The organism is Actinophytocola gossypii (assembly GCF_025165815.1).
Taxonomy (GTDB): Bacteria; Actinomycetota; Actinomycetes; order Mycobacteriales; family Pseudonocardiaceae; genus Actinophytocola; species Actinophytocola gossypii.
Genome location: NZ_JAFFZE010000016.1, coordinates 239,995 through 262,962, shown reverse-complemented (window position 1 = coordinate 262,962; position 22,968 = coordinate 239,995). Strand labels below are relative to the sequence as shown.

18 protein-coding genes, 1 tRNA gene and 1 pseudogene are annotated in these 22,968 nt (G+C 72.0%); 15 read left to right on the top strand and 5 right to left on the bottom strand.

All coding sequences use genetic code 11. The annotated features are described in order from the left end of the window. The first annotated feature begins 47 nt into the window (after nucleotides 1–47). Nucleotides 48–1,220, top strand: coding sequence for a hypothetical protein (locus JT362_RS22550; RefSeq protein ID WP_260193595.1), 1,173 nt, complete (start codon nucleotides 48–50; stop codon nucleotides 1,218–1,220). Here the strand turns inward: JT362_RS22550 and JT362_RS22545 are convergent. Further along, a complete protein-coding gene (locus JT362_RS22545; RefSeq protein WP_260193594.1) occupies nucleotides 1,217–1,465 on the bottom strand; it encodes a hypothetical protein in 249 nt (82 codons plus the stop codon). The two genes, JT362_RS22550 and JT362_RS22545, sit on opposite strands and share 4 nt — an antisense overlap. A gap of 113 nt (nucleotides 1,466–1,578) precedes the next feature. Between JT362_RS22545 and JT362_RS22540 the strand changes: the two genes are divergently transcribed. The 10 genes and pseudogenes from JT362_RS22540 (at nucleotide 1,579) to JT362_RS22495 (ending at nucleotide 10,171) form a co-directional block, all read left to right on the top strand. After that, the gene (locus tag JT362_RS22540) at nucleotides 1,579–1,704 is read left to right on the top strand and encodes a hypothetical protein (RefSeq protein WP_260193593.1); all 126 of its coding nucleotides are present in this window, start codon (nucleotides 1,579–1,581) and stop codon (nucleotides 1,702–1,704) included. An 8-nt stretch (nucleotides 1,705–1,712) separates the two neighbouring features. Next, nucleotides 1,713–2,426: a DUF4142 domain-containing protein gene (locus JT362_RS22535; protein ID WP_260193592.1), complete on the top strand. Its 714-nt coding sequence runs from the start codon at nucleotides 1,713–1,715 to the stop codon at nucleotides 2,424–2,426. After that, nucleotides 2,423–3,250: a ferredoxin gene (locus JT362_RS22530; protein ID WP_260193591.1), complete on the top strand. Its 828-nt coding sequence runs from the start codon at nucleotides 2,423–2,425 to the stop codon at nucleotides 3,248–3,250. The genes JT362_RS22535 and JT362_RS22530 overlap by 4 nt, the downstream gene beginning before the upstream one ends. Then, the gene (locus JT362_RS22525; protein WP_260193590.1) at nucleotides 3,247–4,584 is read left to right on the top strand and encodes an NAD(P)/FAD-dependent oxidoreductase; all 1,338 of its coding nucleotides are present in this window, start codon (nucleotides 3,247–3,249) and stop codon (nucleotides 4,582–4,584) included. The genes JT362_RS22530 and JT362_RS22525 overlap by 4 nt, the downstream gene beginning before the upstream one ends. 104 nt (nucleotides 4,585–4,688) lie before the next feature. Continuing rightward, nucleotides 4,689–6,131: an FAD-binding protein gene (locus JT362_RS22520; RefSeq protein WP_260193589.1), complete on the top strand. Its 1,443-nt coding sequence runs from the start codon at nucleotides 4,689–4,691 to the stop codon at nucleotides 6,129–6,131. A 115-nt stretch (nucleotides 6,132–6,246) separates the two neighbouring features. Beyond that, nucleotides 6,247–7,401 (top strand): annotated as a pseudogene (locus JT362_RS22515) (Hsp70 family protein); the annotation flags it as partial. Nucleotides 7,402–8,821: 1,420 nt separating this feature from the next. Further along, nucleotides 8,822–8,897: transfer RNA gene (locus JT362_RS22510), tRNA-Lys, on the top strand. 429 nt (nucleotides 8,898–9,326) lie between these two features. Continuing rightward, nucleotides 9,327–9,515, top strand: a complete 189-nt coding sequence (locus JT362_RS22505; RefSeq protein WP_260193588.1) for a hypothetical protein — start codon at nucleotides 9,327–9,329, stop codon at nucleotides 9,513–9,515. A gap of 37 nt (nucleotides 9,516–9,552) precedes the next feature. Beyond that, nucleotides 9,553–9,774, top strand: coding sequence for a hypothetical protein (locus JT362_RS22500; protein ID WP_260193586.1), 222 nt, complete (start codon nucleotides 9,553–9,555; stop codon nucleotides 9,772–9,774). Between the two features lie 40 nt (nucleotides 9,775–9,814). After that, on the top strand, nucleotides 9,815–10,171 hold the full coding sequence (locus JT362_RS22495) for a Rossmann-fold NAD(P)-binding domain-containing protein (RefSeq protein ID WP_260193585.1): 357 nt from the start codon (nucleotides 9,815–9,817) through the stop codon (nucleotides 10,169–10,171). Nucleotides 10,172–10,179: 8 nt separating this feature from the next. Here the strand turns inward: JT362_RS22495 and JT362_RS22490 are convergent, their stop codons facing one another. Genes JT362_RS22490 through JT362_RS22475 form a run of 4 tightly spaced genes read right to left on the bottom strand, consistent with a single transcriptional unit; the run spans nucleotide 10,180 to nucleotide 14,354 of the window. Next, complete coding sequence (locus tag JT362_RS22490; protein WP_260193584.1) at nucleotides 10,180–12,243, bottom strand: xanthine dehydrogenase family protein molybdopterin-binding subunit; 2,064 nt, start codon at nucleotides 12,241–12,243, stop codon at nucleotides 10,180–10,182. Next, complete coding sequence (locus JT362_RS22485) at nucleotides 12,243–13,244, bottom strand: FAD binding domain-containing protein (protein WP_260193583.1); 1,002 nt, start codon at nucleotides 13,242–13,244, stop codon at nucleotides 12,243–12,245. The genes JT362_RS22490 and JT362_RS22485 overlap by 1 nt, the downstream gene beginning before the upstream one ends. Further along, on the bottom strand, nucleotides 13,241–13,738 hold the full coding sequence (locus tag JT362_RS22480) for a (2Fe-2S)-binding protein (protein ID WP_260193582.1): 498 nt from the start codon (nucleotides 13,736–13,738) through the stop codon (nucleotides 13,241–13,243). Before JT362_RS22480 ends, JT362_RS22485 begins: the two co-directional genes overlap by 4 nt. A 37-nt stretch (nucleotides 13,739–13,775) precedes the next feature. Beyond that, on the bottom strand, nucleotides 13,776–14,354 hold the full coding sequence (locus tag JT362_RS22475) for a helix-turn-helix domain-containing protein (protein ID WP_260193581.1): 579 nt from the start codon (nucleotides 14,352–14,354) through the stop codon (nucleotides 13,776–13,778). Nucleotides 14,355–14,422: 68 nt separating this feature from the next. Here JT362_RS22475 and JT362_RS22470 point away from each other — a divergent pair, with 68 nt between their 5' ends. The 4 genes from JT362_RS22470 to JT362_RS22455 all read left to right on the top strand — a co-directional run bounded on the left by JT362_RS22470 (nucleotide 14,423) and on the right by JT362_RS22455 (nucleotide 22,804). Next, complete coding sequence (locus JT362_RS22470) at nucleotides 14,423–15,049, top strand: class I SAM-dependent methyltransferase (protein ID WP_260193580.1); 627 nt, start codon at nucleotides 14,423–14,425, stop codon at nucleotides 15,047–15,049. 294 nt (nucleotides 15,050–15,343) lie between these two features. Beyond that, a complete protein-coding gene (locus JT362_RS22465; protein ID WP_260193579.1) occupies nucleotides 15,344–15,919 on the top strand; it encodes a hypothetical protein in 576 nt (191 codons plus the stop codon). Nucleotides 15,920–15,932: 13 nt separating this feature from the next. Next, complete coding sequence (locus tag JT362_RS22460) at nucleotides 15,933–17,900, top strand: flotillin family protein (protein ID WP_260193577.1); 1,968 nt, start codon at nucleotides 15,933–15,935, stop codon at nucleotides 17,898–17,900. Beyond that, a complete protein-coding gene (locus tag JT362_RS22455) occupies nucleotides 17,897–22,804 on the top strand; it encodes a DNA repair ATPase (RefSeq protein WP_260193575.1) in 4,908 nt (1,635 codons plus the stop codon). Before JT362_RS22460 ends, JT362_RS22455 begins: the two co-directional genes overlap by 4 nt. The last annotated feature ends 164 nt before the right edge of the window (nucleotides 22,805–22,968 follow it).

Sequence of the window (22,968 nt, the reverse complement as noted above, 5' to 3'; positions counted from 1 at the left end):
CCATGCTTGCTTCCAACCGAGGCCAGGACCTAGGCGAGGAGCATCCTGTGGGAGTCGGGGCCCGCGTGTTCCTGCATGTCGGTGCGCCCAAGACCGGCACCACCCACCTGCAGAACGTCCTCTGGCACAACCGCACGGCGCTGGCCGGCGACGGGCTCCTCTACCCGCTCCAACGACCGTTCGAGCACTTCCACGCCACCATGGACCTGCGTGGCATGCACTGGGACGGTAAGCGCGACCCCGCGTGGGCCGGCGCCTGGGACCGGCTCGCCGGGCGGGTACGCGAGTGGTCCGGGCCGGCCTCGGTCATCTCGAACGAGATCCTCGGCGGCGCGGACGTCGAGCAGATCGCCCGGGCCGTCGACACCCTGCGGCCGGCGCGGGTCGAGGTCGTGTTCACCGCCCGGGACCTCGCCCGGCAGCTCGCCTCGGGGTGGCAGGAGCACCTCAAGCACCGGCTCCCGGTCACGTTCGAGAAGTTCGTCGACGACCTCATCCGGCTCGGGCGGGACGCGCCGCCGCCCTACGGGGAGATGTTCTGGAGCCTGCACCACGCGGTCGAGGTACTCGCCCGCTGGGAAGAGGTCGTGCCGGCGGAGAACATCCACGTCGTGACCGTGCCGCAGGCGGGGGCTCCCCGGGACCTGCTGTGGCAGCGGTTCGCGCGGGTGCTCGGCATCGACGCCGCCCGGTACGACACCGACGTCCCGGGCGGCAACCCGTCGATCGGCGTCGCGCAGGCGGAGCTGTTGCGTCGGGTCAACGCCGTGCTCACCAACGACGTCGTACCTCCCCGGCACTCCGACGACCTGATGCGGGTGCTGCTCGGCGAGGACATCCTGGTGCGCGACAGCGCGGGCGCACCGAAGCCGACGCTGCCCGAGCGCCGGATGGCGTGGGTGACCGACTGGTCCCAGCATCTGGTCGACGGGCTGCGCAAGGCCGAGTACGACGTCGTCGGCGACCTCGCCGAGCTGATGCCGGCGACCGCCACCACGCCGGCGCCACAACCCGAGGACGTGTCCGCCGACGAACTGCTCGAACCGGCGATCGTCGCGATCAGCGGGCTGCTCGGGCAGCTCGGGCGGGAACGGGACGAGCTGGCGGTGTTGCGCCGCGCGTTGGACAAGCCGTTCCGGAGCTGGCTGGACCGCAGGCACCCCCGGGCGGCCGGCTACGGGCGCCGGGTGCTCGCCGTCGCTCGCCGGCTCCGCCGCTAGCCGCTGGTGAACGTCACCACGTAACGGCCGGTGTCGCCGTCCGGCACCGTTCGGGTCGCGGTGACCGGGCGGGTCTCGCCGGTCGGCAGCTCGATGCGGGTCAACTCCCCGGCGCGGTCCCGGTCCTCCTCGCCGAGCACGATCGTGCCCTCCCACAGGCGCTTGCTGGTCCGGATCGTCGCCTGACCCTCGATCGTGGTCTCGTCGCGGAGGACGAGGGTCGCCTGTCCCTGGTAGCTGCCCATGGCGTCCATCGTCGCAGGTCGGGAACCGGTGCGCGGAATGTGGCCGCCGGGTTGAACGACGGGGTGCCGGCCACCGTATATAGGGGCGTCGATCGGGCCGGAAGGAGTCGCTGATGTCGTCTCGGGTGGTAGGGCTGGTGGTGGTCACGGCGATGGCCGTGGCCTTGCTGGGGGCCTGCAACTTCCGCGAAGGCGACAGCAGCGAGTACGGCGCTCCGGTCACCCACGTACAGAAGTGAGACACACGATGCGGCGCGCGGTCATCCGCTCGGTGGCGGCCGGTCTCCTCGCTCTCCTGGTGTCGGCGTTCCCGGCCGCCTGGCTCGCGTTCGCCGAGCAGCCGCGGCAGGCTCAGCAGCCCGACGGCGACGAGTTCAGCGACCGGGACCGGGAGTTCCTGTTCACCATCCGGTTCGCCAACCTCTGGGAGATCCCGATGGGCGACCTGGCCGCCCAACGCGGGAACTCCGAGAACGTGCGCGAGGTCGGCCGCACCATCAACGCCGACCACAAGCAGCTCAACGTCCAGATCGAGGAGCTGGCCCAGCAGTTCGGCGTCGACCTGCCGGACGCCCCGAAGGCCAACCACCAGCAGTGGATGGACGAGATCAGCGCCGCCACCGGCGACGAGTTCGACCGGGTCTTCGCCAACCGGCTCCGGGCCGCGCACGGCACCGTGTTCGGGCTGATCGCCGAGGTCCGCGCCGGCACCCGCAACGACACCATCCGGGAGTTCGCCACGTCGGCCAACACCGTGGTCATGAAGCACATGACGATCCTCGAGGGCACCGGACACGTCACCGCCGAAGGGCTGTTCAGCGAGGCCTCCGCCCGCTCCGCCGACAACCCGGAGAACACGCTCGGCGGCAGCGACCTCGCGCTCGCCGGGATCCTCGGCGTCTTCGTGGTCGGCGCGACCCTCGGGCTCGTCCGCGGCTTCAGCAAAGGCGGGACGGCATGATCATCGCCCTGCCCGGCCACGACATCGGCGTCCGGGAGGTCGCCGCGCTCTCCGCCCGTGCCGCCTACGTGCTGATGTGCTTCACGCTGTGCTGGGGTGTGCTGACCGCGACCGGCTGGATCCGCAGGCTCACCGGGTACCAGGCCATCCGGTCCGGGCACATGATCCTGGCGTCGTTCACGATCGCCGCCGGGATGACGCACGCGATCGTGTTCCTGCTGCTGCGGGAACAGGGGTTGTCGCTCACCGGCATCACGATCCCGTTCAGCGGGCTGTTCCGGCACACGCTCGGCATCCTCGGTCTGGAGCTGATGATCGCGATCGCCATCGGGGTCGGGCTCAAGCGGTTCGTGAACTACCGGCGCTGGCTGCGGTTCCACCAGCTCGCCTACCCGGCGGTGGCGATGCTCGTGGTGCACTCCTGGTTCGGCGCGATCGCCAACGGGCACCTGTCGGCGATGTGGCTCGGCGGGTTCACCGTGCTGGTCCCGGCGGTCACCCTGACCGTGCTGCGCTTCCTGCCGCCCCGGCTGCTGATCAGCGCGGGCCTGCTCGGCGCGGCACCGGTCGCCGCCTCCCCGATCCAGGAGCCGTCTGGCGTGCAGAACGGGGTCGCGCGCACCGTTCGGGTGGCCGTGGACAACCAGCGGTGCAAGCGGTACGGCATCTGTCAGATGGAGTCACCGGAGCTGTTCACCCTGCTGGAGGACGGACGGTTGCGCTACGTCCGCGATCCGGACGACGAGAACCGGGCGGGCGCGCAGGCCGCGGCACGCGCCTGTCCCATGCGGGCCATCCAGTTGCAGGAGGTAGGAAGCAAATGAGCCGGCTCGAACGTGTGGTCGTCGTGGGTGCCGGGTTGGCCGGCCTGCGCGCGGCGGAGCGGCTCCGGGAGCTCGGGTTCAACGGCGAGCTGGTGATCATCGGCGACGAGGCCACCCCGCCCTACCACCGGCCCGCGCTGTCCAAGCAGCTGCTCACCGGCGCGATGAAGCCGGTCGACCTGATGCTGCCCGCGTACCGGGAGATCGGCGCGAAGTGGCGGCTCGACACCAGCGTCCAGTACCTCGTGCCGCAGAAGCGCACCCTGCGCCTGCCCGGCGGTGAGGACCTCACCTACGACGGTTTGGTCATCGCCACCGGCATGGAGGCCAGGCGGATCCCCGGCGTTCCGTACCACGACCCGCGGGTGCTCGGCCTGCGCACCATGCAGGACGCGCTCGGCATCGAGCGGGCGGTGTCGGCCGGCCGCGGCCCGGTGGCGATCGTCGGCGGCGGGTTCACCGGCTGCGAGATCGCGTGCAGCCTGCGGCACCTCAACCGCGAGGTGACGATCGTCGCCCGCGGCCCCAACCTGCTCGGCAACGTGCTCGGCCCGCAGCTCGGCGAGTGGATGACCTCGATGCACCGCCACCACGACGTCGACCTCGCCCTGGAGACGTCCGTGCGGCACTGGGTGCCCCGACCGGACGGGATCGAGCTGCACCTGTCCGACGGCACGTTCATGCTGGCCGCGTGCGCGATCGTGGCCGCGGGCACCGTGCCGGCGACGACCTGGCTGCGCGGGTCCGGCCTGCCGCTGGACGACGGCGTGGTCTGCGAGGCGACCTGTCACGTGGTCGGCGCGGAGGACGTGGTCGCCGCCGGTGACGTGGCGCAGTGGCCCAACCTGCGCTTCGACGACAAGCCCCGCCGGATCGAGCACTGGCTGAACGCGGTCGAGATGGGCCGCGCGGCGGCGGAGAGCCTGCTCGCCGGTCGGTCCGCCGCCCGGCCGTTCACGCCGATGCCCCGGTTCTGGACCGAGCAGTTCGGCGTGCGGATCCAGGCCGCCGGCGTGCCGAAGCTGGGCACGGAGACGATCTCGCTCGGCACCCCGAGGGAGGGCAACGGCACCGTCGTCGGCTACGTCGCCGACGGCCGCCTGATGGGTGTGATCGGCCTGGACAGCCCCGGCGCGGTGCTGACCTGGACCGAGACCGTGATGCGGCACAACCCGGCGCCCGGCGAGCGGCGCGCGCCGGCCGAGCCGACGCCGATCCCCGCGGCGGCGATGGCGAGCCGGGCCCCGAACCGCAACCGTGCGACCGGACGTCACCAGCTGCCGACCCGGCGGGTGCCGAGCGTCGCGAAGCCGGCGCTGGCACCGGCGTTCTGAGCGGCCGTTTGCCTTATCGGGCTCGGCAAAAGGGGGAACCGGGCGAGTCGATCGTGGACTATCGTCCGCCGGGCGTCCACTCCGAACAGCAAGGAGCGTGCCCAATGGACTCCCGTCTCGGCCGGCGAACCTTCCTGGCCGGCTCGGCCGCCGCGGCCGTGGTCGCGTTCGACCCCGCCGGGCTGGGCTGGGTCACCGAGGCCGACGCGTCGGCGACCCAGCCGGGCGCGGTGGGCGTGCCGCACCTGGACGGCGAGCTGGTCGTCGACGAGGAGTCCCTGGCCGAGGCGGCCGACGACTACGGCCACCTCGTGCACCGCCGCCCGGTCGCGGTGCTGCGGCCCGGGTCGGTGCGCGACGTGGTGCGGATGGTCCAGTACGCGGGCGAGCACGGCCTGAAGGTCGCGATGCGCGGCCAGGGCCACTCGACGTTCGGCCAGGCCCAGGCCGGCGGCGGGGTGGTGATCGACTCTCGCACGCTGGCCACGATCCACCGGATCGACCAGGACCGCGCGGTCGTCGACGCCGGCGTGCAGTGGTTGGACCTGGTGCGCGCCACGGTGGCCGAGGGCCTGACGCCGCCGGTGAACACCGACTACCTCGGCCTGTCGGTCGGCGGCACGCTGTCGGTCGGCGGGATCGGCGGGGCCAGCTCGCACCACGGCATGCAGGTCGACAACGTGCTGGAGCTGGAGGTCGTGACGGGTTCCGGCCGGCACCTGCGCTGCTCGCCGACCGTGCGCCCGGCACTGTTCCGATCGGTGCTCGGCGGGCTCGGCCAGTTCGCGATCATCGTCCGCGCCGCCGTTCGCCTGGTGCCGGCGGAGTCGACGGCGCGGGTCTACAACCTGTACTACCCGGACCTGGCGTCGATGACCGCCGCCCAGCGCACGGCGTTGGCGGACCGCCGGTTCAGCTACCTGGAGGGCCAGCTGATCCCCGCCGAGGGCGGCTGGCGGTACATGCTGGAAGGCGTCGAGTACCACACCCCGCCGGAGGTGCCGGACGACGCGGCGCTCCTGGCCGGCCTCGACCCGGCGTCCACCGAGATCGTGGACATGCCGTACTTCGACTGGCTGAACCGGATCTACGCCCTGGTCGAGGACCTCAAGCCGCTGCGCCTGCCCGGCCCGTGGATCAACGTGTTCGTCCCCGACGCCGCGACCGACGCCTACGTCGCCGACGTCCTGGCCGACCTGACCCCGGCCGACGCGGGCGGCGTGGTCCTGCTGTACCCGGTGCCGAGGGAGCTGCTGACCCTGCCGTTCGTGACGGTGCCGGACAGCGAGGTGATCTTCCTGCTGGCGATCCTGCGCGCCGTGGACCCGCCGAACGAGGCGGACGTGCAGCGCCTGCTCGGCGTGAACCGCGACCTGTACGACCAGGTCCGCGCGGTCGGCGGCACCCACTACCCGGTTGGCGCGATCCCGCTCACCCCGGCCGACTGGCGCGCCCACTACGGCGACCGGTACCCGCGGTTCGCCCTGGCCAAGGCGACCTACGACCCGCGGCACGTGCTCGCTCCCGGGCAGGGCATCTTCGAGTAGACCCCCTGGTAGGCCCACCCGGCCAGAAGTGGCCGCCGCACTTGCCTTGTCGCTGACGCGTACCGACCCCGACCCTCTGGCACCAGCACGGCCGAGTGGCAGGGGTGGAGAACTGGTGCGCGTACTGACCGTTGACCTGGGAACGTCCAACACGGTGGCGGTGCTGTCCGCGCCCGGCCGGCCGCCGAGAGTGGTCGATGTGGACGGAGCGTCGGCGATGCCGTCGGCGGTGTTCGCCACCGAGGACGGCCGGCTGGTGGCCGGTCGTGAGGCGGTCCGGCTGGCCCGGTCCGCGCCCGCCCGGTTCGAGCCCAACCCCAAGCGCCGGGTCGACGACGGCACGCTGCTGCTCGGCGACGTCGTGGTGCCGGTGGCGTCCGCGCTCGGCGCGGTGCTCGGCAAGGTCGTCGCGGAGGCGAGCCGGCAGCTCGGGGGTGTGCTGCCGGACCAGGTTCGGCTCACCCACCCCGTGCGGTGGGGCACCGCGCGCTGCGCGGTCCTGCTGGAGGCCGCCCGGCAGGCCGGCGTCGGCGCGGTCGTCCAGCTGGTGCCCGAGCCGGTGGCGGCCGCGGCGCACTTCGCGTCGGCGACCGGGCGGGTACTCGCGCCGGGACAGGCGCTGGCGGTCTACGACCTCGGCGCCGGCACGTTCGACGCGGCGGTCGTCGGCGCCGGCCAGCACGGCCTCACCGTGCTGGCCGAGTCCGGGTTGTCCGACCTGGGCGGCCTGGACATCGACCAGGCGCTGCTCGACCACCTCGGCCGCCAGGTCGGCGGGCGGGACCCGGACGCCTGGCGTCGCCTCGTCACCCCGGGCTCGGCCGAGGACCGCCGGGCGTCGCTGGCGTTGCGGGAGGACGTCCGGGTCGCCAAGGAGGCGTTGTCCGAGCACCCGCAGACCGAGGTGGCGATGCCGGAGCCGTTCGGTTCGGTGCTGGTCACGCGGGCGGAGCTGGAGACGCCGGTCCGGCCGGGCCTGCTGCGCAGCGTCGAGCTGCTTGGCTCCACGACCCGAGGCGCCGGCATGGACGTCGGCTGGCTGGCCGGGGTGTACCTGGTCGGCGGATCGAGCCGGATCCCGCTGGTGGCGACGCTCATGGCCGAGCAGCTGGGGGTCGTCCCGACGGCCCTGGACCAGCCCGAGACCGCGGTCGCGCTCGGCGCGCACCAGATCGGCCTGGGCAGTCTCGGAGCGCGCACCTGGGACGTCCCGGCCGCCGCCGCCCCGTACCCGCCGCCGCACCGCCCGTCCGGGCGCCGGACGGGTGGGGCCGCCGTGGTCGGCGCGCTGTCGGTGCTGATCGTCGCCGCCGTCGTCGCGGTCGTCGTCCTGGCGCCCTGGCGGGACGGTCCGTCGTCCGGGTCGGACGACGGCATCGCCGCCGAGCAGCCGGGCCCCAACGGTGTCGGCGGGTTCCACTGGGCGATGACCAGGGAGGAGGCGGGCTTCTACGAGGGCATGTGGCCCCTGCCGGACGGTGTGGTGTTCGGCCACTGGAAGGGGCTGACCGCGTACGACGTCGAGACCGGTGCGGAGCTGTGGTCGTGGGAGGTCCCCGGGGACGCCTTCCTGTGCAACCTGAGCCCGAACGTCACGGCGAGCGGCCTCGGCGCGGTCACCTACGGACCGCGGGGCGGGGACGGCGGGCAACGGTGCCACACCCTGCAGGTCATCTCGGTGGAGTCGGGCGAACCCGAGTGGGACGAGCCGGTCTCCCTGGTCGACGAGGGCTTCTCCGGCGCGGTGGGCAAGACCGGCGGGACGTCGCTGTCGATCAGCGACGGCCTGGTGACCGCGTCCTACGGCGGCGGTGCGTCCCAGACCGAGCACAGCACGGACCTGACCTGGTTCGACACCAGGACGGGAGAGCGCCTGGGGTCGACGGACGTCGGTGCCGAGCCGGTGGAACCGTCCTGCCGGCTGACCGGCTTCGCCCACGCGGTGGACGACAGCGTCCTGGCGGTGTCGAGGTGTGCCGATTCGACGAGGTTGCTCGAGTGGAGCAAGGACGACCCCGGCTGGGCGCCGGGCACGGAGCTGGAGGGATGCGGTGAGTTCTCCAACTTCATGGGCGGCGGCTTCCTGCGGCCCGCCGGCAAGCACCACCTACTGGCCGGCTGCTTCGACGCCGCGGGCCTGCGACGTCTCCACCTGGTGGGAAGTGGACACTTCGCCAGACCCGTCGACATCTCCGGCGCCGGGGTCGGTTCGGTCGAGGACCGCACCGCCGGACACCCCCCGACGAACCTCCTGACCGACGGCGACGGCGTGTTCGTCGTCCGGGGCGAGGAGGGGGAGACCGACGGCGTGGTCCGGACGTCCGAGGGCCAGCCCTGGGAGTACGCCGTACCCGACGCGACCGAGGTGCGGTTGCTGGCCGTCGCCGACCACGCCGTGACCCTCCTGGTGGTCACGCCCGGCCCGGCCACCCTGTACACGGTCGCCGGCCCGAACGAGGCCGTCCAGACCTCCGGCCTGGACCCCGAGGTGGTCAAGAAGCTCCCCGGCGCCGACGCGACGGTCCGGGTCGGCGACTACCTCGTCTGCGCCTTCACCGCCGTCGACGAGCACGAACCCGTCATCGGCGCGGTCCGCATGACAAGCTGAGCAGGCCATCCGCCCCGACGGGTGACACGAGTACGCCCATACCGGACACGGCTCCGGCGCCTCGGTAGCATGACCCGAGCACGGGCCGTTAGCTCAATTGGTAGAGCTGCGGACTTTTAATCCGTAGGTTCTGGGTTCGAGCCCCAGGCGGCCCACCATCAGCCGGTGCGCGAACCGGGTCTCCGTTGTCGGTAGCGGCTGGCCGAACGCGACGGGCGCCTCGGTCTGTACGTGGCGGCCGCCGCCGACCACGAGGGCGCGACGATCAGTTGCGCGCTCGGGTGGGGCGACGAGAACGACCCGGGCCGCCAACGCGAGGGCTGGGGGTACCGGTATCGCGCTGGTCGGTCGGATGGGCGGCGGACCTGGGTTCGCTACCGGACGGTTTCCTGTGCTGGCGCGTCAGGTCCACGAGCCGCTGAGAGTCTCGTGCCGACGCGTTTGGTTCACGACCAGCCGGTACGCATCGTCCGGTGCGGTGGTCGGGTCAGAGGTCGTGGAGTGCGGGGACGGCGACGGTTGGTCTACTGTGGACTCTGCCTGGGATCGGCGGAAGATCGTCATGATCTCGACGAAAGGATGGAGGCGTGGGCGTCGTCGACGTGCTCGGTCGTATCGAGAAGATCAATGCAACAGACGCGGATTCGGCCGTGGAGTTCGGCCAGTTGGAGATGGGGCCGCGCGGTGTCGTGGTTACGGATCTGCTGTGTGTGGATGGCGTTGTCACGCAACCGGCTTCCCGTCAGGTTCGAGAGTTCTACGGCTACGCGGTGTGACATCGCCGCGATCATGTCCGAATCACCGGTCCAGGACATGGTCGACGGCGACTTCAGGCGCGGCAACATCTCCGTCTCGGGGATGAGCCCGTCGAACAGCGTGTTGTTCGCACTCGACAACCGCGATGCCCCGTTCGACCGCGCCTATCTCGTGTTCGACGGAGCGCCTGAACCCCGTGTCGTCTATGCGGGCTCGGAGGTCAGCGAGTTCGAGGACCTCCACGCGTACCTCACGTCCTGGCTCCGGACGTTGGCGTGACGCCGTACCTACTGACCATCTCGTCTGCCGGGAGCGACGATTGACCCTGTGTAGTACGCGAGGCCGATCGGCCCGGTCTCGTGGACCGCGCACGACGACCTCGCCGAGGCGGCGGCGATCGTCCTCGCCGACCCCACCACTGACCGCGCCGATCGCGCTCGACCTCGCGGACGTCGCCGGGATCCTCGGTGAGGTCCACGGGCGCACGATCGAACGGGTCGTGGTGGACGACGACGAGTGGGCGGCCGGGCTGGTCGGGCAGGGCGTGCCGGCGGATCGGGCGGCGATGCTGCTCGGCATGTTCCGCGCGGCTCGGCGTGGCGAGTTCGCGACCACCGACCCCACGCTCGAGGAGCTGATCGGGCGGCCAGCCACGCCGATCCTCCAGGGCCGCTGAGCGGGCGGTCAGGGCAGTGCGGCCAGGACCTTGTCCAGGGTGATCGGGAGGTCCCGCACCCGGACACCGGTCGCGTGCCAGACGGCGTTGGACACCGCGGCGGCGGTGCCGACGATGCCGATCTCCCCGATTCCCTTGGAGCCCATCGCGTTCACGTACGGGTCGTGCTCGTCGATCCACGTCGCCTCGACGTCGGTGACGTCGGCGTTGACGGACACGTGGTACTCGGCCAGGTCGTGGTTGACCACGTGCCCGGTACGCGGGTCCAGCACGCTGTGCTCGTGCAGCGCCATCGACAACCCCATCGTCATGCCGCCGATGAACTGGGAGCGCGCGGTGCGCGGGTTGATGATCCGGCCGGCGGCGAACACCCCGAGCAGGCGCGGCACCCGGAGCTCGCCGGTGTCGGCGTGCACGTGTGCCTCGACGAACTGGGCACCGAACGCGTGCATGGCGTGGTCCTCGTCCGCCGGGCCGACCGAGCCGTCGGCCTCGTCGCCGTCCGCTGGATCTTGGCCGAACTTGTCGCGGAACGCCCTCGCCGCCTCGACGACCGCGGAGCCCCAGGTGGTCATGCCGGACGAGCCACCCGCGACCGACGCCATGGGGTAGCGCGTGTCGCCGATGCGTACCTCCACATCGGACACCGGCACGTCGAGTGCGTCGGCGGCGATCTGCGGGAGGGTGGTCCAGGTGCCGGTGCCCAGGTCCGCCGCGCCGATCTCGACGACGTACCGGCCGGCCTCGCGGCGGATCACGGCCGTGGACGCGGGCATCCGGTGCACCGGGTACGTCGACGCGGCGACGCCGGTGCCGACGAGCCAGTCGCCGGAGCGGCGCACGCCGGGGCGGAGGTCGCGGTCGGCCCAGTCGAAGCGGTCCGCGCCCGCGAGCAGGCAGGCGACCAGGTTGCGGCTGGAGAACGGCTTGCCCGTGTCCGGGTCGACCGACGGCTCGTTGCGGATCCGCAGCTCGATCGGGTCGACGCCAAGGCGCTCGGCCAGCTCGTCCATCGCCACCTCGGGACCGAACATGCCGGGGCAGTCGCCGGGCGCGCGCATCCACGACGGCACCGGCACGTCGAGTGGCACCAGGCGGTGCGTGACGCTCCGGTTCTCCGCCGCGTACATGATCCGCGTCGGGGTGCCGGTCTGCTCGGCGTACTCCTTGATCCGGGACGTCTGCTCGACCACGTCGATGGCGATCGCGCTCAGCCGGCCATCTGCGTCGGCGGCGAGGCGCATCCGTTGGATCGTCGGCGTGCGGTAGCCGGCGAGGGAGAACATCTGCTGCCGGGTCAGCGCCAGCCGCACCGGGCGGCCCGGCACCGCGCGCGCGGCCAGCGTGGCGAGCGTGACGTTGGCGTGCGCGGTGCCCTTGGATCCGAACCCGCCGCCGACGTACGGGCAGATCACCCGCACCCGCTCCTCGTCCAGGCCGAAGATGGGCGCGATCGTGCTTCGCAGCGGGTGCACGCCCTGGGTGGAGTCCCACAGGGTCAGCGAGTCGCCGTCCCAGAGCGCGGTCGTGGTGTGCGGTTCCAGCGGGTTGTTGTGGTACATCGCGGTGGTGTACGTCCGCTCGATCGTCGTCTCGGCGGACGCCATCGCGGCGTCGACGTCGCCCTGGGCGCTCTCCGTCGGGTAGCCGGCGTTGAGCTGCTCCGGCACGTACGAGCCGCGCTCGGTGGCCAGCTCGGCGTCGTGCTCCGCCTCGTCGTAGGTCACCCGGACCAGGCCGGCGGCCTCACGGGCCACCTCGGAGGTCTCGGCGACGACCACGCCGACGAGCTGGCCGCGGAAGGCGACCTCGTCGCTCTGCAGGACGGCGAGCTCCTTGTCGTCGGTGTCGGCCAGGCGCTCGGCGTTGTCCGGGGTGAGCACGGTGAGCACGCCGTCCAGCGTCTCGGCGTCCTCGATCTCGATGTCCCGGATCCGGCCGCGGGCGATGGTGGCCTGCACCGGGTGCGCGTACGCCGGGCGCTCCACCGGGGCCTCGTAGGCGTAGGTCGCGGTTCCGGTGACCTTGACGGTGCCGTCCCGACGGGCGAGATCCGTGCCGATGGCGGTCATCAGGCGTCCTCCCGGGCCAGGTCGCGGAGGGTGGCGACGAGGGTGCGGCGCAGCAGCGGGATCTTGAACGCGTTCCCGCCGTCCAGCCCGTCCTGGGCGACGGCGTCGGCGAGCTCGGCGTCGGCCGCGGCGCGGTAGCTGTCGTCGGCCGCGGTGGCCCCGCGCAGCGCCTCCTCGGCCCGGTACGCCCGCCACGGCTTGTGCGCGACGCCGCCGAACGCGATCCGGGCGTCCCGCACCACCCCGCCGTCGACCTCGACCGCGGCGGCCACGCTGACCAGTGCGAACGCGTACGACGCCCGGTCGCGCACCTTCCGGTACGCCGAACGCCGGGCGATCGGCCTGGCCGGCAGGTCGATCGCGGTGATCAGGTCGCCGTGGCCGAGCACGGTGTCGTGCTCAGGGTGGTCGCCGGGCAGCCGGTGCAGGTCGGTGAACGGGATCACGCGCTCGCCGTCCTGGCCGAGCACCCGCACCTCGGCGTCCAGCGCGGCGAGTGCCACCGCCAGGTCGGACGGGTGGGTGGCGATGCAGTGCGCGGACGCGCCGAGGATCGCGTGGTTGCGGGTCCAGCCACCGATCGCCGAGCAGCCGGAGCCGGGCTCGCGCTTGTTGCACGGCGTGGTGACGTCCTGGAAGTAGACGCACCGGGTGCGCTGCAACGGGTTGCCGCCGGTGGTGGCCATGTTGCGCAGCTGCCCGGAGGCGCCGGCGAGCAGCGCCTGGGACAGCACCGGGAACCGCTCGCGGACCAGGGGGTCGGCGGCCAGGTCGCTGTTCGGCACCCCCGCGCCGACCCGCAGCGCGCCGCCACCGAGGTCGGTGATCTCGACCGAGGCGAGCCCGGTGACGTCCACGACCAGCCCGGGATCGAGGATGCCGAGCTTGAGGTGGTCGACCAGGTTCGTGCCGCCGCCGAGGAACACCGCGGTCGGGTCCCGCGTGACGGCCCGCACGGCGGACGCCGCGTCGGCGGGTGCCTGGTAGGTGAACGGCCTCATCGCCCGGCCTCCCGGACGGCGGGCACGATGTTGGCGTAGGCGGCGCAGCGGCACAGGTTGCCGCTCATCCGCTCGGCGATCTCGGCGTCGTCCAGCTCGGGTTCGCCGGTGCCGGTCGCCGCGCTCGGCCAGCCCCGGTCGAGCTCGTCGAGCATCCCGACCGCCGAGACGACCTGGCCGGGCGTGCAGTACCCGCACTGGAACGCGTCCCGGTCGATGAACGCCCGCTGCACGGGGTGCAGCTCGCCGTCCGGGGCCAGCCCCTCGGCGGTCACCACCTCGGCGCCGTCCCTGGCGACCGCGAGGGTCAGGCAGCTGAGCACGCGGCGGCCGTCGACCAGGACGGTGCAGGCGCCGCACTGGCCGTGGTCGCAGCCCTTCTTCGGGCTGGTCACGCCGAGGCGCTCGCGCAGGGCGTCGAGCAGTGTGGTGCGGGTGTCGACGGTGAGCCGGCGTGGCGTCCCGTCCACGCGCAGGCCGATCTCGGAGTCCATGCGGGTCGGGTTCCCACTCCGTGACGCTCCACACGCCCTAGCGGCCGGCGCGGGCGCGCAGGTGGGCGCGTTCCCCCTGCGGACCGGCGAGGATGAGCAGCTCGACCGGGCCAGGGCCGGCCGAGCCGAGCCAGTGCGGCAGGTGGGTGTCGAACTCCGCCGCCTCGCCCGGCTTGAGCCGCAGGTCGCGGTCGCCCAGGATGAGCCGCAGGGTGCCGTCGATGACGTAGAGCCACTCGTAGCCCTCGTGGCTGCGCGGCTCCGGCTCGCCGCTGTCCGGCCGCACTGGGATGATCATCTTGAACGCCTGCAGCCCGCCGGCGCGCCTGCTCAACGGGATGTAGGTCATGTCGCCTCGGCGCACCGGCCGCAGGTGGACGCGCGGGTCGCCGGTCTGCGGGGCGCCGACCAGTTCGTCGAGCGGGACGCCGTAGGCGCTGGCCAGCGGCAGCAGCAGCTCCAGGTTGGGTCGTCGCTGCCCGCTCTCCAGGCGGGACAGCGTGCTCTCCGAGATGCCCGTGCTCTCGGCCAGGTCGGCGAGGGTGACCCCGCGCTTCCGGCGCAGCGCGCGCAGCCTCGGCCCGACCGCCGCCAACACGTCCGCGAGCTCGTCCATACGCCCCAGCTTGCCGAACCGGCAACATACGTTGCAACCCTGGTCACCCCGCGCGGAGAGTGTCCGTCATGACGACCGACGCACAAGTGTTCTGGGACAACCACTACAGCCGCCGCGCCGCCGCGGGCACACCGAACCCGGTGCTCGCCGACCTCGTCGCGGACCTGTCACCCGGCCGGGCGCTGGAACTGGCCTGCGGCAACGGAACCGACTCCCTCTGGCTGGCCGAACGCGACTGGACGGTGACGGCGGTCGACGTGTCCGCCACCGCCGTCGAGCGAGTGACCGAACGAGCCGCGGCCGCCGGCCTGCCGATCGACGCCCAGCGACACGACCTCGCACACAGCTTTCCCACTGGCGAGTTCGACCTGATCGCGGCCCTGTACCTGCACACCCCGCTGGACTTCCCCCGCTCGGCCGTGTTCGCCACGGCCGCCGGCCGGCTGCGCCCCGGCGGCCGCCTGGTGATCGTCGACCACGGCTCGACCCGCCCGTGGGGCTGGGAACCGAGCCCGGACTTCCGCTACCCCACCCCCGAAGAGGTCGCGACCGGGATCGACCTACCCGCCGACTGCCACGCGGCCGTCCTGGAACGCCGCCCCCGCGAGGCCACCGGCCCCGACGGCCGCCGCGCCACGGTGATCGACAACGTCATCGTGATCACCCGAGGCGCACCGGTACGCGAACTCCGGTGACGACCACGCCACCTGGGTATGATCCGCGCTCGAAGGCGTGGAACTCGACGACGACTAGCAGCAGGTGTTTCGCAGCTCCACAGAGGACTCGAGGTTCGGACGCGTCCCACGGCGACATCCGCGCCTCCCGTCACAGTTCGCGCACGGCCGATCCCGGGGCGTTGGTGACGATCCTCGATCCGGTGGTCGTGCGCATGTGAGGCTGCCCTCGGCCTGGTGAAGTTTTGTCGTTTCGTCGTCGGCGGGCGTTCGAGCTGGGTAGAGTCCGGCCAGCAGGGGTTCAGGGGAGGCACCATGGCCGAGTTCGTCGATGCCGCGTTGTCCTTTCCGGCCGTCCTGCTCAGTTTCCTGCTCGTCGTCGTCGTTCTGTACTGGGTGCTCGTGCTGCTCGGCACGTTCGACGTCGAGCTGGCCGGTGGCGACGGGGGCGACGACGGCGGGTTGCTCGACGGGGTGGGGCTCGGCGGCGTTCCGGTCACCGTGACGTTGTCCGTGCTGGTCGTGGTGGCGTGGTTCGTCTCGCTGGTGGGTGGGGTGCTCCTCGGCGGGAACGTGCTGGTGGGGATCGGGGTGCTGCTCGTGGCCCTGTTCCTGGGGCTGCTCGCCGCGCGGGTGGTCGCGGTGCCGTTGCGGCGCCTCTACACCACCACCACGGAAGCCTCGCGCAGCGACTTCGTCGGGCGGGAGTGCGTGATTCGGACCGGGCGGGTCTCGGCGGACTTCGGGCAGGCCGAGGTCACCGCCGCGGACGGGTCCTCCGCGATCGTCCAGGTTCGGCAGACCGGGGAGCACGCGCTCGCCGCCGGGCACCGGGCGCTGATCTTCGACTACGACACCGACGGCGAGTTCTTCTGGGTCGCGCCGGCTTGACGAAAGGTCCACTATGGAGGCTATCTTCATCGCGGTCGGCGTGGTGCTCGCCGTCGCGCTCATTCTGCTGATCGCCATCAGCCGGCTCTTCCGCAAGGTGGAGCAGGGGAAGGCGCTCATCGTCTCGAAGGTGCGGAACGTGCATGTCACGTTCACCGGGGCCGTCGTGCTTCCGGTGCTGCACAAGGCGGAGTACATGGACATCTCCGTCAAGACCATCGAGATCGAGCGCACCGGCCACGAAGGGCTGATCTGCCAGGACAACATCCGGGCGGACATCCGGATCACGTTCTTCGTCCGGGTCAACAAGACCAGTGAGGACGTCATCAAGGTCGCGCAGGCGATCGGGACCGAGCGGGCGTCGGACCAGATTACCCTGCAGGAGCTGTTCAACGCCAAGTTCTCCGAGGCGCTCAAGACCGTCGGCAAGCACCTCGACTTCGTCGACCTCTACACCAAGCGCGACGAGTTCCGGGACCGCATCCTCGCGGTCATCGGGACCGACCTCAACGGGTACAGCCTCGAGGACGCGGCGATCGACTTCCTCGAGCAGACCCCGCTGTCCCAACTGGACACCAACAACATCCTCGACGCGCAGGGCATCCGCAAGATCACCGAGCTGACCGCGATCGAGCACGTGCGCACCAACGAGTTCACCCGCAACGAGGAGAAGGAGATCACCCGGCAGAACGTCGACGCGCGCGAGGCCATCCTCGAGCTGGAGCGCCGGCAGGCCGACGCGGAGAACCGGCAGCGCCGCGAGATCGAGACCATGAAGGCCCGCGAGGAGGCCGAGACCGCCAAGGTCCAGGCCGAGGAGCGGCTCAAGGCCCAGACCGCGAACCTGCGCACCGACGAGCAGCTCGGCATCCAGGACCAGAACCGCGCCCGCGAGGTCGCCGTCGCGGAGAAGAACCGCGAGCGGGTCATCGCCATCGAGACCGAGCGGATCGAGAAGGACCGGCAGCTCGAGGTCGTCGCCCGCGAGCGGGAGATCGCGATGGCCAACACCGCCAAGGACAAGGAGGTCGAGGTCGAGAAGCGCTCGGTCGCCGAGGTCGTGCGGGAGCGGGTCGCGGTCGACCGGACGGTCGCCGAGCAGGAGGAGAACATCAAGCGGCTGCGCGCGGTCGAGGAGGCCGAGCGGGAGCGCCAGGCCATCGTCATCCGCGCGGAGGCCGAGGCCCAGGAGAACCTGGTCAAGGACATCAAGGCGGCCGAGGCCGCGGAGGCCGCCGCCAAGCACAAGGCGCGCGAGCAGCTGGAGCTCGCCGAGGCCGGCCGGCAGGCCGCCGAGCTGGAGGCCGCGGCGAAGATCCGGCTCGCCGAGGGCGTCCAGGCCGAGGCCGCGGCCGAGGGCCTGGCCGACGTGCAGGTGCGCGAGCGCGGTGCTGAGGTCATCGAGAAGGAGGGCCGCGCGGAGTCCGTCGTGATCCGGGAGAAGGCGCTGGCCGGCGCGGACGCGCTGCGCGAGCGGCTCAAGGGCGAGGCCGAGGGCCTCACCGAGAAGGCCGCCGCGCTCGCCGCGCTGGACGACACCTCCCGCGCGCACGAGGAGTTCCGGCTCCGCCTGGAGACCGAGAAGGACGTCCGGATGGCCGGCATCACCGCGCAGCGCGAGGTCGCCGAGGCCCAAGCCGCCGTGCTCGCGAAGGGCCTGGAGCAGGCCGACATCGACATCGTCGGCGGCGACTCGGTGTTCTTCGACAAGCTGATGGGCTCGATCGCGCTCGGCAAGGGCGTCGACGGGTTCGTCGAGCACTCCGACGTGGCGCGGACGCTCGCCGGGCCGTGGCTGAACGGGTCGGCCGACTTCACCGACGACGTCAAGCAGATCCTCGGCTCGATGGGCACCGACGACGTCAAGAACCTCTCGATGTCGGCCATGCTGATGAAGATGGTGCGCGACGGCGTCGACCTGAAGACGCTGCCGGTGACCGTCGGTGACGACGCGGCGGCCGCGGTCGCGCCCAAGCCGTGACGACGACCGAGGAGGCCCCGGCCACCGTGGACGGGCTGGACGCGCGCACCTACGAGGTGCTGCGCGCCCGGCTCGCCGAACAGGCCGGGGAGCTGGCCCGCCGCGCGGAGGCGCTCAACGCGCGGCGGCTCGAGGTGTTCGGCAGCACCGAGCTGCGGCTGGTCGGTGCCGAGCGGATCCGCACCGTCAACAACTGCGTTCCGCGCGACATCCTGTCCATCCAGGACGGTACCCGTGGGCTGATGTTGTTCGGCTACAACGTGTTCATCGGCCTCAAGCCGGAGACCACGATCGAGGACGTGTTCTCGCTGCACCGGTTCACCCGGGACGGCGACGCGTTCCGGTTCGCCGACGCGGGCGCCGACGAGCGGCCGGAGCTGTTGCGGGACGAGCGGTTCCGCCGCGACTTCACCGAGCTGTACCGCTACTACCGGGAGACCAGGCTGCTGCAGCTGCGCCCGGTTGAGGGCAAGCTGCTCGCGGTGTTCCAGACCGGCCCGCGCACCGAGGACATCAAGGTGCTGCGCTGGCGGATCGACCCGAACGGCACGGTGTCCTATCTGGACAACGCGGGCGAGCGCGATCACGTCTTCCCGGCGTCGCACGACTTCGAGTGGACCGAGACCACGCGGGACGACCACGTGCTCGGCCGGCACCCGCACATCTCGATCGGCGACGAGGTGTTCATCGAGACGCTGAACGGCGACCTCACCATCAAGGTGGAGAACAACACCGAGTCCGGCGAGGGCGTCTACTCCGAGCCGGTGGACGAGCCGCTGCAGAGCCTCGCCGACGCCGCCGTGTACCACGCCAGGGTCGGCCCGCTGATCCTGCTGAAGATCCTGCCCTACAACGAGACGGTCTGGCGGTACCTGGTCTTCAACACCCGCACCAGGTCGGTGGTGCGGCTCGACGGCATCGGGCAGGCGTGCCAGCGGCTGCCCGAGGACCAGGGGCTCATCTTCCCCGGCGGCTACTACCTGGCCACCGGCGCGTCCAGGACCTTCGACACCGACACCGACGACCTGGAGTTCGAGGGGGTCGTCCGGTCGCCCAACGGCGAGGACGTGCTCTACGTCTTCCACGCCCGGCGGGAGGGCCGCACGCTCCTGTTGCCGTACAACGTGATCCGCAAGGAGGTCGCCACCCCGCTGCCCTGCCACGGGTACTCGCTGTTCGACGACGGCACGCTGGTCGCGTTCCGCGCCGATTCGGAGGAACCCACGCGGGTGCACCCGATGCAGGTGTGGCAGACACCGTACACATCGGACAGCTACGCCGCCGCGCAGCCGGTCGGCACCGGCCCGCTGGAACGGATCGGCAACGCCGACCTGGTGCGTGGCGTCTCCGACTGCCTGTCGGTGGCCAGGATGGTCGGCGAGATGTCCCCGTCGACGGCGATGTTCGAGGGCCTGATCGCCGCGTGCACCAGGGCGTTCGACAGCTACCACTGGCTCGGCGAGCCGGAGCTGGGCGACCTGCGCACCCCGGTCGCCGACGTGCGTGCCACCGCCGAGCAGGTGCTGGCCGAGTTCGAGACCGTGCAGGAGCTGACCGCGTCGTCGGCGAAGGCCCTCGCCGAGGCCGACGGGGAGATCCGGTCGCTGGTGCGGCGGGCGCGCGGCGAGGCGCCGAAGACCGCCGACCAGTGGGTGGCCCAGCTCGCCGAGCTGCGCCGCGCACAGGGCAGGCTGGTCACCCTGCGTGAGCTGCGGTATGTCGACACCACGCGGATCGACGAGCTGGCCGAGCTGCTGTCGGCCGAGCTGGACGCGACCGCCGGGCGCGCGGTGGAGTTCCTGCGCGGCCCGGACGCGTTCACCGGCTACCACGAGCGGGTCGCCGCGCTGGTCGCCGACGCCGAGGCGATCGCGACGGTCGCCGAGGCCGGGCCCGTCGGCGAGCGGCTGGGCGAGCAGGCGGCGGCACTGGAGATCGTCACCGAGGTCGTCGGCGGGCTGGAGATCGCCGACGCGACCGTGCGCACCGGGATCCTGGAGCGGATCGGCGAGGTGCTCGGCGGCGTCAACCGGGCCCGCGCCACGCTGGACGGCCGGCGCCGGGAGCTGCTGTCCACCGAGGGCAGGGCCGCGTTCGCCGCCGAGTTCGCGCTGCTCGGGCAGGCGATCACCGGCGCGCTCGCGGTCGCCGACACCCCTCGCCGCTGCGACGACGGGCTGGGCACGCTGCTGCTCCGGCTGGAGAACCTGGAGTCCCGGTTCGCCGAGTTCGACGACTTCCTCGCCGAGCTCGCCGAGAAGCGCACCGAGGTCTACGAGGCGTTCTCCTCACGCAAGCAGTCGCTGGTGGACGAGCAGGCCCGGCGCGCGGACCGGCTGGTGGACTCCGCCGAGCGGGTGCTCACCAGCGTCAATCGCCGGGTCGCCACGCTGTCCTCGGTGGACGAGGTGAACACCTACTTCGCCTCCGACCCGATGGTCGCCAAGGTCCGCGCCGTGGCCGACGAGTTGCGCACGCTGGACGACTCGGTGCGCGCGGAGGAGTTGGCCGGCCGGCTCAAGGCCGCCCGGCAGGAGGCGGGCCGGTCCCTGCGCGACCGCGCGGACCTGTTCGGTGACGGCGGCGAGACCGTCCGGTTCGGCCGGCACCGGTTCGCGGTCAACACCCAGGCCGTCGACCTCACGCTGGTGCCCAAGGACGGCGAGATGGCGCTCGCGGTCACCGGCACGGACTTCCGCGAGCCGCTGGCCGACCCGGAGTTCGCCGCCACCCGCCCGTTCTGGGACCAGTCGCTGGTCTCGGAGTCGGCGGAGGTGTACCGGGCGGAGTACCTGGCCGCGAGCATGCTCGCCGACGTGCCGCCCGACACCCCGCCCGACGACCTGCTCGACCTGGTCCGCGCCGCCGCCGAGGCCCGCTACGACGAGGGCTACGAGCGCGGCGTGCACGACCACGACGCGGCCGCGATCCTGGCGACGTTGCTGCGCCTGTCCGCCGGGGCCGGGCTGCTGCGGTACCCGCCGGACGCGCGGGCCGCGGCCCAGCTGTTCTGGGCGTTCGGCACCGACGAGCCGGCAAGGCAGCGCTGGTCCACCCGCGCCGGTTCGCTGGCCAGGGCCCGGTCGGCGTTCGGCCCGGTACCCGCGATCGCCGACCTGTGCACCGAACTGGCGGCGGCGATGGCCGAGTTCCACCGCGCCACCGGCCTCGGCGAGCCACCCGCGCTGGCGGCCGAGTACCTGGTCGAGGAGCTGGCGTCGACCCCGCTCGGGTTCGTCACCAGCGCCGCCGCCCGCACCCTGGTGGAACGGTTCCGCCGCGCGCTCGGCGACCGCACCGACTTCGACGACGACCTGCGCGCCCTCGGCGACGACCTCGCGGCACGGCACCAGCTGGCCCACGCCTGGCTGGCCGCCTTCCTGCCCACAGTGGACGGTCGACCCGACGACCTTCCCGAGGCGGTGGCGATCGAGCTGTGCGGCTCGACGTTGCCCCGACACGACTCGTCGGCGCCGTTGTCGTCCACAGTGGAGTCCCTGCTCGGCGCGCACCCGAGGATCGTCGACCGCGGGCTGGAGGTCCGGGTCGACGAGCTGCTCACCCGCACCCGCCGGTTCCGCGACGAGACGGTGCCGGCCTACCGGGCGTACCAGCGCCGGCGCAACGACCTGGTCGCCCGCGAGCGCGCCCGGCTGCGCCTGGACGAGTTCCGCCCGACGGTGATGAGCGCGTTCGTGCGCAACCGGCTGCTGGACGAGGTGTACCTGCCGCTGATCGGCGACAACCTGGCCAAGCAGCTCGGTGCGACCGGCGAGGGCAAGCGGACCGACCAGATGGGCCTGCTGCTGCTGATCTCCCCGCCCGGCTACGGCAAGACCACGCTGATGGAGTACGTGGCGAACCGCCTCGGCCTGGTGTTCGTCAAGGTCAACGGTCCCGCACTCGGCCACGACGTGACCTCGCTGGACCCGGCCGACGCGCCCAACGCGACCGCGCGGCAGGAGGTCGAGAAGATCAGCTTCGCGCTGGAGCTGGGGAACAACGTGCTGCTGTACCTGGACGACATCCAGCACACCAACCCCGAGCTGCTGCAGAAGTTCATCAGCCTGTGCGACGCCCAGCGCCGGATGGAGGGCGTGTGGCGCGGCCGGACCCGCACCTACGACCTGCGCGGCAAGCGGTTCGCGGTGTGCATGGCCGGCAACCCGTACACCGAGCAGGGCAAGCGGTTCCGTATCCCGGACATGCTCGCCAACCGCGCCGACGTGTGGAACCTCGGTGACGTGCTGTCCGGGAAGGACGAGCTGTTCGCGCTGAGCTACATCGAGAACTCGTTGACGTCCAACGAGGTCCTGGCGCCACTGTCCACACGGGAGCGCTCGGACATCGAGCTGCTGGTCCGCCTCGCCCGCGGCGACGAGTCGGTGCGCGCGGATTCGCTGACGCACCCGTACTCGTCGGTCGAGCTGGAGCAGGTGCTGTCGGTGCTGCGCAAGCTGCTGCGGGTCCAACAGGTGGTGCTGGCGAACAACAAGGCGTACATCGCGTCAGCGGCCCAGGCCGACGCGTCCCGCACCGAGCCACCGTTCCTGCTGCAGGGCTCGTACCGCAACATGAACAAGCTGGCCGAACGCATCGTCCCGGTGATGAACGACGCCGAACTGGAGTCGATGATCGACGATCACTACCTCGGCGAGGCCCAGACCCTCACCGCCGGCGCGGAGGCCAACCTGCTCAAGCTCGCCGAACTCCGCGGCCGGCTGACCGAGGAGCAGGCCGCCCGCTGGTCCGACGTCAAGGCCGCCTACCTCCGCGACAAGGCCCTCGGCGGCACCGCCGAAGACCCCATGACCAGGGCGATCGGCGCCGTCGGCCTGCTCGCCGACCGGGTGGCCGCGGTGGAGTCCGCGATCACCCGAGCCGTGAACCGGGAGCCGACCTGACCCGAGACCGCCGCCAGGCCTGACGCCGCCCGTCCGGATCGTTACGGGCATTCCCACGCCGCCGGGACCTCGGACTCATGTCCGAGGGACCTGTCTCCCGGACCCTCGATGAAAGCCGAAAAAGTTTCGGCTCGGCCGGTTCGGTCGACAGCCATCCGAGGGCG